General features: G+C 56.3%; 4 protein-coding genes. All 4 read left to right on the top strand.

The genetic code is table 11. From position 1 onward, the window contains the following. Positions 1-81: 81 nt before the first annotated feature. The 4 genes from hppD to AC0L7R_RS00005 all read left to right on the top strand — a co-directional run bounded on the left by hppD (position 82) and on the right by AC0L7R_RS00005 (position 11,678). On the top strand, positions 82-1,176 hold the full coding sequence (hppD, locus tag AC0L7R_RS00020; RefSeq protein WP_473658193.1) for a 4-hydroxyphenylpyruvate dioxygenase: 1,095 nt from the start codon (positions 82-84) through the stop codon (positions 1,174-1,176). Between the two features lie 85 nt (positions 1,177-1,261). Next, the gene (locus tag AC0L7R_RS00015) at positions 1,262-2,233 is read left to right on the top strand and encodes a glyceraldehyde 3-phosphate dehydrogenase NAD-binding domain-containing protein (RefSeq protein ID WP_473658192.1); all 972 of its coding nucleotides are present in this window, start codon (positions 1,262-1,264) and stop codon (positions 2,231-2,233) included. Between the two features lie 16 nt (positions 2,234-2,249). Beyond that, complete coding sequence (locus tag AC0L7R_RS00010; RefSeq protein WP_473658191.1) at positions 2,250-2,741, top strand: cupin domain-containing protein; 492 nt, start codon at positions 2,250-2,252, stop codon at positions 2,739-2,741. Positions 2,742-3,347: 606 nt separating this feature from the next. Further along, positions 3,348-11,678: an Ig-like domain-containing protein gene (locus AC0L7R_RS00005; protein ID WP_473658190.1), complete on the top strand. Its 8,331-nt coding sequence runs from the start codon at positions 3,348-3,350 to the stop codon at positions 11,676-11,678. Positions 11,679-11,734 lie beyond the last annotated feature (56 nt).

Here is an 11,734-nt window from a genome sequence, read left to right as displayed (position 1 = left end):
TTTGCGATCCAAGTTTGAAATTCGCGCCCTTGCCGCACCCTTCGTGCGATACGGTGGTGAAAAGCAAATATGGAGTTTCCAATGGGTCCGTTTCCACACGACGCGCCACGCGCCACAATCACCGATGAAAACCCTGCTGGGACTGATGGGTTTGAATTCGTTGAATTCGCCCATGAAGACCCCGAGCAACTGCGCGTATTGTTCACCAAAATGGGCTACACGCACACGGCAACGCATAAATCCAAGGCTGTCGAACTTTGGCAGCAGGGCGACATCACCTATGTGATCAATAACGCAGCTGGTACGCATGGCATGGATTTTGTGACCGAACACGGTCCATGCGCCCCATCCATGGGTTGGCGTGTTGTGAACGCCCAACATGCTTTTGATCATGCCGTGAAAATGGGTGCCGAACCTTATGAAGGCGACGGCAAAATCATGGATGTCCCCGCGATCAAAGGGATCGGTGGGTCACTGCTGTACTTCATTGAAGATTACTATGACACGAACCCGTACAACGCAGAATTCGACTGGGTGTCAGATGCGCATCCCGAAGGCGTTGGTTTTCACTACCTCGATCACCTGACGCACAATGTGCATAAGGGGAACATGGACGTTTGGTTCAAGTTCTACGGCGATTTGTTCAATTTCCGCGAAATTCGGTTCTTTGATATCTCAGGTAAACATTCTGGTCTGATGAGCCGCGCGTTGACGTCGCCTTGTGGTCGTATCCGTATCCCGATCAACGAAGACCGCGGTGAAACCGGTCAGATTGTCGAATACCTGAAGCGCTATAATGGCGAAGGCATCCAGCACATCGCCGTAGGTGCTCGCGATCTGTATGCCGCCACTGACGAGATTTCAGAGCGCGGGATCAAGTTTATGCCAGCCCCGCCGCCTACCTATTACGATCTTTCGAAGGAACGCGTCGGCGGTCACCAAGAACCGCTTGATCGGATGCGCAAGCACGGCATTCTGATTGACGGTGAAGGTGTGCTCGACGGTGGTGAAACCCGCATTCTTTTGCAGATTTTCTCGAAGACTGTGATTGGCCCGATCTTCTTTGAATTTATCCAGCGCAAAGGCGACGATGGCTTTGGCGAGGGCAATTTTAAGGCCCTGTTCGAAAGCATCGAGGCAGATCAGATCGCACGGGGTGTGCTGAAAGCCAGCTAGGCAGATTGTATCTGGTACGCGAAACCACTTGTGAACGGCCAAGGTGCGATGCAGCTTGGCCGTAATTCATGTGGGGACGGTGCGGATGACGCGTATCTTTATCAATGGCTTGGGTCGTATTGGGCGAACCGTATTGCGGGCATGGGCCTATGGTGCTGTTCCAGAGATCGAGGTCGTCGGCGTTAATGATTTATGCGCGCCTGACCTTTGCGCGCATCTGTTCGAATACGATAGTATCTTTGGTCCGTTCCGTGGCGATGTCGCGCTAAAAGACGGTGCACTTGTCATCAACGGCAAGACAATCCCGCTGCACACAACCGATGATCTCAGCACGCTTGACTTGACCGGCGTCGATGTGGCGATGGAATGTACAGGCACGGCAGGGACGGTCGCCGTTGCATCACGTGGTTTGAAAGCAGGCGCGTCACGCGTTCTGATCTCCGGCCCATCCGAAGCCGCAGATGTGACGCTCGTTCTGGGCGCGAACGACCATCTGTTGGCGGACCAAAAGATTGTCTCAAACGCGTCATGTACGACAAATGCTTTGGCCCCACTCGTCAAGCTGATCAACGACACTTGGGGTCTGAAAACAGGCTGGATGACAACGATCCATTGCTACACTGGTAGCCAGCCCACGATTGATGCGCCGCGTGGGGATTTCGGTCGCAGCAGAGCCGCTTCCCTGTCGATGGTGCCGACAACAACATCGGCGCATCGCTTGCTGGATCAGGTTCTACCGCAAACCGCTGGCCGCGTCGAAGGGGCGGCAGTTCGGGTGCCTGTGGCGTCTGTGTCTGCCGTTGATCTGACCGTGACGGTCGACGCAAAAGTCGCCCTTGATGACGTGCAAGCCGTGCTTGCGCAGCAATCCGGTATCATTGGATCAACCGACAAACACCTCGTTTCGACGGACCTGCGGGGGCGCCCCGAAAGCCTGATCGTCGCTTTGCCGGAAACACGCGTGACCCAAGGGGGGCTTGTCCGGATTTACGGCTGGTATGATAACGAATGGGGCTTTTCGAACCGTATGCTCGAAATGGCCGCCCGCATGGGGTGATCACAGGGGACCGACAATGGATGATAGCAATTACGTGCTCAAGGCTGATGACATCGCAAAGATGGAAGGTCTGCAGAAGACTCATTTCCTGAACCCGAATGCGCAGCGGATCAATAAATCTCTGGGTGATCTCACAGGGCTGACCGGGTTCGGATTTCATATCATTTCGGTTGAACCGGGGTGCGAGACAACAGAACACCATGTCCACCATCATGAAGATGAATGTGTTTTCGTGCTGGCGGGCGCCGCGACAGCCTATATTGGCGACGAAGCACACGAAATCGGTCCTGGTGATTTCATAGGCTATCGCAAGGGTGGTCTCGCACATTCGATCAAGAACACCGGAACCGAGACGTTTCAATGCATTGTTGTCGGGCAACGGCTGTCGCACGACGTTGGGGATTACACGCGTCTGGGGAAGCGTATTTATCGCAACGAAGGCCTGTCTTGGAACCTCGTTGATCACGACGATATCGGGCTGACAACTGCAGGTGCCAAGATCAAGTAAGGGGTGATTCGGTATCTTTATCAGCAACGATTCAGAGGTATATTGTCTACGCAGCGCGCCCAATAGACTAGCCTTTGGTGCATTGTTTTGGAAAATCACTTGAACATGCCGAATAATTTGTCATGCCATTGCCCGAATAAGGCAGAAAGCAGCGTGGTGCTGTTGTTGCTAAAAGCGAAACAGTGGCTGGGTGTCGGGGAGCTCACGTCGGAAGTTCCCCTTATAATTCTGGCAATAATCCCGGATAATTGTGTCGCTTTGGTTTACAGTGTGTCGCGCTTCGTGAATGGGCAGAGGTCAACAAACAAGCGATTGTCGAAAATCGCCACATTGAGACAGATTTGGGGCGGTTTTTCTTTGGTGACGTTTGGTTGGTGACCTAAAGTGGTGAAAGCTTGGCAGCAGGCTGACGGTTGTTGGGGTAATCGTGCGTTCCTCAGATCTGAGGAACGCGAAGAATGATGGTGTCTGTGGTAGTGACCTGTTTCACGGGTGTATCCGGATGAATGGAATTGTACCTGATGGCAGTTGTGTCGTCAGGGTGTGGCTGGACGTTACGACAAGCGTTGAATGGTACGGCTTATTGGAGCCTTAGGAGAACAAGTTATGACGAAGACGATTGATTTTAATGATCTATCTGGTGGTACGATTGTTGATAATGAATACCAGTCTGCGGGTGTGACTATTCAGGCTTGGACGGCTGGTGGTGTTGGAAATCGGGCAATGATTTTTGACACGTCGAACCCGACGGGTGGTGATTACGATCTTGCGACGTCGAACTTGGGCAATGCTTTGATTGTGTCGGAGGATGGTGACAGCCACGATCCGGATGATGCGATTGGCGGGACATTCCGGTTCCGTTTTGCGGATGGCGCTGATCTGAAGTCTCTGACTTTCCTTGATAACGAAGAAGGTGCGACGGTTCGTTTTTACAATGAACACGGTCAACTGATTGCGACACGTCAGATCCCGACGACGGGTGACAATGGCCAGTACATTGCGACGTTTGATGTTGAAGGCGTTTATACGATGGACGTGCAGCTGCACGGGTCGGGTGCTGTTGATAACCTGGTTTATGATGACATTGGTCCTGATCTGGATGGCACGGTTGAAGGCACGGCTGGCGACGACGTGATTGACGTGAACTACAACGGTGACCCGGATGGTGACCGTGTGGACAATAACGATGCGATTTTGGCAGGCGACGTGGGCGACGACGATTTGATCGTGGCGGGCGCTGGCGATGATCTGGTCAAAGCCGGGAACGGTGATGATCTGGTGTTTGGTGGCACAGGTCACGACACGCTGATGGGCGAAGACGGTGATGATACGTTGTGTGGTCAGGACGGCGACGATGTGTTGTTTGGCGGCAATGGCGACGACATCCTTGAGGGGATGAACAACAACGATCTGCTTTACGGCGATGCGGGCAACGACGACCTGTATGGTGACGCGGGCACGGACACGCTGTTTGGCGGGTCTGGCGATGACCTTCTGAAGGGCGGTTCCGGCAACGACATTCTTGTTGGTGATGGTGCGGACGCGGCAGGCACAACAGAATTCCTGATCGATTGGGATCAGCTGGGATCTGACGGCAACCAGACGCTGACGGTTGATGGCCAGTCTGTGAACGTCAGCGTGGGCACGCCACAAAGTGCGGGCGGCAAAGAATGGTTCGTCGAGAACGGCATGCTCAAAGCGTGGGACGTGACAGAACCGACCACAGCGGACATGCATTTTGACACCGAAGTCTCGAACGTGTCCTTCACGCTTTTGGATGTGGATGCGCTTGATAAGATCACGATCATGGCGAAGGACGCACAGGGCAATCTTGTTGAGGTCCAGTTCGAAGACACGGGCGTTCACACAGTGAACGGCAACATGATCATTGGGTCCCAGACGAATGCGGCGGGTCCGGGTGCAGATAACAACGGCCAGGATGTTGCGGTGACCATTGCAGGTCCTATCCAGCATCTTTGGATTGTTCTGGATGACGGTCCGGAGCGGGATTATTCTGGCACGGTTGCAGTTACAGACATCACGTTTGAAATCCCTGCGATTGCAGACGGTGTTGACGGCGACGACGTCCTAATGGGCGGCGCTGGTGATGATGTGCTGTTGGGCAATGGCGGCAACGACAATCTTGACGGCGGTATCGGCAACGACACGCTCGAAGGTGGCGATGGCGACGACCGCTTGTTTGGCAACGACGGCGACGACACCCAGTTTGGTGGCGCGGGCAACGACGTATTGGGCGGTGCTGATCGCGGCAACGACGTGTTCTACGGCGGTGACGGCGACGACATGGTTGAAGCCTCTTACGGCAACGACACGATCTACGGCGATGCGGGCAATGATAACCTGTGGGCGTCTGCGGATAACGATCTTGTTTACGGCGGCACAGGCGACGATAGCGTCTACGGCGGCCACGGTCAGGACACGGTTTACGGTGACGCGGGCAACGACACGCTTTCCGGCGGATCAAATGACGACACAGTTTACGGCGGATCCGGCAACGACGTGATCGAAGGCGACGCGCTGTATAAAGACGATACCGGTGCGGCTGGTAATGACGAACTTTACGGCGGTGCGGGCGACGACACCATCAACGGCGGCGCAGGCGATGACCTGATCTGCGGTGATGATGAAGACGGGGCCACGGGCCGCGTTGATCAGCTGACACTGCAGTGGACCGAAGCTTTGCCAGCGGGCACAGCCCTTGGTGCGACGCAGACGGTTGCTGTTGACGGCATGAACGTCACGATCGGTTTTGCGCAAGAAGACGAAGGTGCGACAGCCGACGTTGAAAACACAGCGATGTATGTGGAAGCGGGCGAAGCGTTTGATCCGAACTCCGGTCTGCACCTGCACGGCCTGGGCGGCGAGGGCGGTGTTGATAACACGTCCACCACGACACTGAGCTTTGCATCAAATGATGCGGCGTACGGCGATGAAGTGCAGGACGTGTCTTTCCGGATCAACGACATTGATAACGGGACCGATGCGGACGACCACATCGATATCGTGACAGTGCGGGCCTATAACGCGGCTGGCGAAGAGATTGCGGTCACGATCACAGCTGAATCAGGCGCACAGATCATCAACGGCAACACAGTGACGGGTGGTGTTGAGCACACAGATGGCGTGACACCAGCGGCACAGGCCGGATCGGTTCTGTTTGAAATCGCAGGCCCTGTTGCGCGGATCGAGATTGATTACGACAACGGCGAGACGACAGATCAGCGCGTTGACGTGTCTGACATCAACTTCTTCACCACGGCATCCGAGGGCACATCCGAGGCTGGCAACGACGTTCTGAACGGGGACGCCGGCGATGATGTGATCTACGGCAAAGGTGGTGACGATGTCATCACGGGTGGTGCTGGCGCAGATGAAATCTATGGCGGCGACGACGCGGATACGATCATTGGCGGTGCCGGTGATGTGGTCGACGGCGGTGCAGGCGGCGACGATAACGATGTGCTTGACCTGACGGGTCAGGGGTCGTTCATCCTGACGGGTCCGGACGGCACAGGTAGCCCGATCCCTGATAGCAACGGCAATGGCCTTGACGGTCAGGTTGTGTTTGTGGACGCCGATGGCAACCCAACAGGCGAGACGATCTCTTTCACCGAAATCGAAGAGATTGTGGGTGATGAGGTCACGAACTTTGACCCTGATGCGCTGGATGATGTTGTTGATGCAACCGAGGACGGTGTGTCCGATCTGGGCAACGTGCTGGACAACGACACGGACGCAAATGCGGGCGACACGCTGACAGTGGGTGCTGTGAACGGGGACGAGACACTTGTCGGGACACCTGTTGAAGGGTCTGACGGCGGTCTTGTGACGATCAACCCGGACGGGACTGCATCCTTTGATCCAAACGGCGACTTTGAGGCGCTTGGTGAAGGCGAAACAGCCACAACAACAGTGACGTACACGGTTGATGACGGCAACGGCGGCACCGACACGGCGACTGTGACGATCACAGTGACCGGTACAAACGACGCGCCAGATGCGACGGCGGATGTTTACACGCAAGATCAAGACGCAGACGGTGGCCCTGCGATTGGCAATGTCATCGGTGACAACACAGGTGCGGGCCAAGACAGCGATCCTGAAGGTGACACGATCCGTGTGACGTCTGTGACGAACGGCACAGACAGCGCCGATATCACAGATCCATTTGGTGCCTTTGGCCAGGGTGTGACTGTTGCGGGCGACAATGGTGGTCTTGTGACGATCAACAACGGCGGCAACATCTACTTTGATGCCAATGGTGAGTTTGACGCATTGGGTGAAGGCGATACAGCCACCACCACAGTGACTTACACACTGACAGACGAGAACGGTGCGACCGATACGGCGACTGTGACGATCACTGTCACGGGTACAAACGATGACCCTGTCGCGGTGGCCGACACGGGTAACGCGACCGAAGACGACCTGACCGATCTTGGTAATGTGTTGGGGAATGACACGGACGTTGACGGCGACGACCTGACGGTTGGTGCGGTGAACGGCGATGAGACACTTGTTGGTACGCCTGTGGCTGGCGACAACGGCGGTCTGGTCACGATCAACGCAGACGGCACAGCTAGCTTTGATCCAAACGGTGACTTTGAAGCATTGGGTGAAGGCGAAACAGCCGAGACCACAGTGACTTACACCGTGACGGATCCATCAGGGGCCACATCAACCACAACGGTGACTGTGACAGTGACTGGCGTGAATGATGCGCCAAATGCTGTGGATAGCGCTTATGTGGTCTCGCAGGATGAAACATTCGGCGATGTGGATGCCAATGCGATCACTGACGATACAGGTGCAGGGGCTGACAGCGATCCAGAAGGCGATGATCTGACAGTTGTGCGTGTGGACAACCAGACAGGTAACGTGGGCAACGCGGTTGCTGGCGACAATGGTGGTCTGTTCACTGTGAACGCAGACGGGTCTGTGGACTTTGATGCCAACGGTGAGTTTGACGATCTGGGCGCGGGCGAAGACGCGACCACAACGATCACTTACACCATCGCAGACGAGAACGGTCTGGAAGACACAGCGACTGTGACCTTCACAGTGACTGGATCGAACGACGGTCCTGTGGCTGTGGCGGACGATCTGACAGCGGGTGAGGATGATCCTGCGGGCGTGATCGGCAATGTGCTGGACAACGACTCTGATCCGGATGGTGATCCGCTCACAGTTGGTGCGGTGAACGGGGACGAGAGCCTTGTTGGCACACCTGTTGACGGCTCTGACGGTGGCTTGGTCACAATCAATCCGGACGGCACGGTCACATTCGATCCAAATGGCGACTTTGACGATCTGGGTGAGGGTGAAGAGGCCACAACAACGGTCACGTACACTGTGACCGATCCATCCGGTGCAACATCCACAGAAACTGTGACGATCACAGTGACGGGGACAAATGACGCGCCAGTGGCTGTGGCGGATACAGACAGCACCGATCAGGACACTGTCATCGATCTGGACAACGTCTTGGGCAACGACAGCGATCCGGAAGGCGATGACCTGACGGTTGGCGCGGTCAACGGTGATGAGACCCTTGTCGGGGCACCTGTTGCAGGTGACAACGGCGGTCTGGTCACGATCAACGCAGATGGCACAGCCAGCTTTGATCCAAACGGTGACTTTGATGATCTGGGTGCAGGCGAAACCGCTGACACCACAGTGACCTACACCGTCACGGATGAAAACGGTGCGACAGACAGCACAACAGTGACTGTCACAGTGACGGGTACAAACGACGGCCCAACAGCAGTCGCGGATACGTTTGACGCTAATGAGGACGACGTGACCGATCTGGGCAACGTGCTGGACAACGACAGTGATCCGGACGGTGATCCGCTGACGGTTGGTGCGGTGAACGGGGATGAAACCCTTGTTGGGACACCTGTTGACGGCTCAAACGGTGGCTTGGTTACAATCAATCCTGATGGCAGCATCAGCTTTGATCCAAACGGCGACTTTGAAGCACTTGCCCCGGGTGAAACTGCTGAGACCACTGTCACATACACCGTGACAGACCCGTCAGGTGCGACATCCACGGAAACTGTGACCATCACAGTGAACGGTGTGAACGACGGCCCTGATGCGACAGACAACGCCTATGTGGTGTCCTTGACGGAGACTGCGGGCGATGTGGACGGAAACGTCATTACGGGTGACACTGGTAACGGTGTGGACAGCGATCCGGAAGGCGACGACCTGACGGTTGTGGCGGTTGACGGTGACGCGGCCAACGTGGGCAACGTGGTTGCTGGCGACAATGGCGGCACATTCACGATCAATGCTGACGGGACTGTGGACTTTGACGCAGGCGACGACTTTGACGATCTGGGTCTGGGGGCGACACGCGACAGCTCTGTGACCTACACAATCGTTGATGAAAACGGTGCGACAGATACTGCGACTGTGACCTTCACAGTGACAGGTATCAACGACGGGACAGTCCAAGGCACCGATGGCAACGATGTGATCAACCCGAACATTCCTTATGTGGATGCGGATGGTGACATCGTTGATGCCGGCGACGGTATCTTGCCGGGCGACGAAGGCACAGACAATGACGTGATCGAAGGCTTCGGCGGCGATGACGTGATTTCTGCTGGCGCTGGAGACGATGATGTCTTTGGTGGCACGGGCAACGACACCATCAATGGCAACCAAGGCGATGACAATCTGTTCGGCGGTCAAGGCGAAGACACCATCAACGGTGGTCTTGGCAACGACACCATCAACGGTGGTGCGGACGACGATCAGCTGAACGGCCAGGATGGTGACGACACCATCGCGGGTGGTGCAGGTGATGACATCGTCAACGGCGGTGCAGGCGACGACGAGTTGCGCGGTGGGTCAGGCAATGACATCATCGAAGGCTCTGAAGGCGAAGACACCTTGTTCGGTGGCACAGGTGACGATGATCTTTGGGGTGGTCTGGACGACGACACCGTGATCGGCGGTGCTGGCAATGACACTGTGGCCGGTGAAGCTGGCGACGATGAATTGCACGGCGGCCTTGGCGACGACACGTTCTTTGGCGGTGCAGGCAACGATGTGATCGAAGACCGTGAAGGCAGCGACACAGTCGATGCAGGCGACGGCGACGACATCATCAACGTGGGTTCAACCCAAGGGGATGAAGCGCCAGACGTGGGATATCCGGAGCAGCCATCTGCGACGATCCCAGGTCTTGTGTTCCCGGGCTATGATGCTGATGAGGATCCAAACGACGACAAAGACTTTGTCGACGGCGGGGCTGGCAACGACATCATCAACACAGGTGATGACGACGACAGCATCATCGGTGGGTCCGGCAACGACACGATCAACGCAGGCTTTGACGACGATACTGTTGACGGCGGCACAGGCGATGACTTCATCGAAGGTGGCGAAGGCAACGACGTGATCGAAGGCGGTGCGGGCGACGACACCATCTACGGTGGTCTCGAAGATCCACTGGCGGATGCGGTCAGCTTCCCTGATGACGAACCAGACGCCGCGGGCTTCCAGGACCTTGTTCCTGAAAACAACGGGGACACGATCTTTGGCGGTGACGGCAACGATACGATCTTCGGCCAAGACGACGATGACACGCTGTTTGGTGGCGCTGGCAACGACGTGCTGGACGGCGGCGTGGACGACGACCTTCTGGTTGGCGGCGATGGCGACGACGTTCTGATCGGTGGTCAGGGCAACGACAGCATCGATGGCGGGATTGGCGAAGACACGATCTTTGGCGGTGCAGGCGACGATACGGTCACAGGCGGCGAAGACGGCGATGTTATCTTTGGTGGCGACGGCAGCGACAGCCTTGAAGGGCGCCGTGGCGACGATGTGATCTCTGGCGACGACGGCGATGACAAGATTGTCGGCAACGGCGGCGATGACAGTCTGTTTGGTGGCGCTGGTGACGATGAAATCACTGGTGGCGAACAATCCGACTACATCGAAGGCGGCGACGGCAACGATGACGTCAACGCAACCGACGGCGATGACACGATCTTCGGGGGTGCCGGCAACGACGACCTCGAAGGTGGTCTGGGCAACGACACGATCGACGGTGGTGAGGGTGAAGACCTGATCACCGGTGGCGCAGGTGTGGACGATCTGTCCGGTGGCACCGGCTCTGACACATTCTTCGGCGGTAACGGCGGTGATGTGGTCACGGGTGGCGAAGACGCTGATGGTCAGGACATCGATGTCCTCGACCTGACGGGGTCCAACGTCGACCGGATCGATTACGTAGACGGCGACCCGGAAGCAGGCACGGTGACGTTCCTCGACGGGTCCACGATGACCTTCTCGGAAATCGAAAACGTCATCCCGTGCTTCACACCGGGGACATTGATCGCGACACCAAAAGGCGAGCGTCTGGTCGAAGAGCTGCAAGTTGGCGACCGGATCATCACCCGCGACAATGGCATCCAGGAAATCGCATGGATGGGCCACAAGCCGATGTCAGGCCAGCAGCTGGTGCAAAACCCGCACCTGCAGCCTGTTCTGATCAAGGCGGGTGCACTTGGCCACGGTCTGCCGGAACGTGACATGATGGTGTCACCAAACCACCGCGTGCTTGTGTCGTCAGACAAAACGCAGCTGTACTTCGAAGAAAGCGAAGTGCTGGCAGCAGCCAAGCACATGGTCGGGGCGGAAGGCATCCATACAGTCAACGTGATGCAGACGACCTACGTGCACTTCATGTTCGAGCGGCACGAAGTGGTGCTGTCAAACGGGGCATGGACGGAAAGCTTCCAGCCAGGTGACTATTCCCTCAAAGGTATCGGCAACAGCCAGCGGAACGAAATCTTCGATCTCTTCCCTGAACTGCAGTCAAAAACCGGCCTCGAAAACTACCAGTCAGCACGCAAAGCGCTCAAAAAACACGAAGCAAAACTCCTGCTCAAATAAGCGCAAAAACGCAAAACACAAAAACAACGCCCGCTGGATACAAAAAACTAGCGGGC

The organism is Yoonia sp. D2-7, from assembly GCF_055809435.1.
This window is presented reverse-complemented; position numbering and strand designations above follow the sequence as displayed.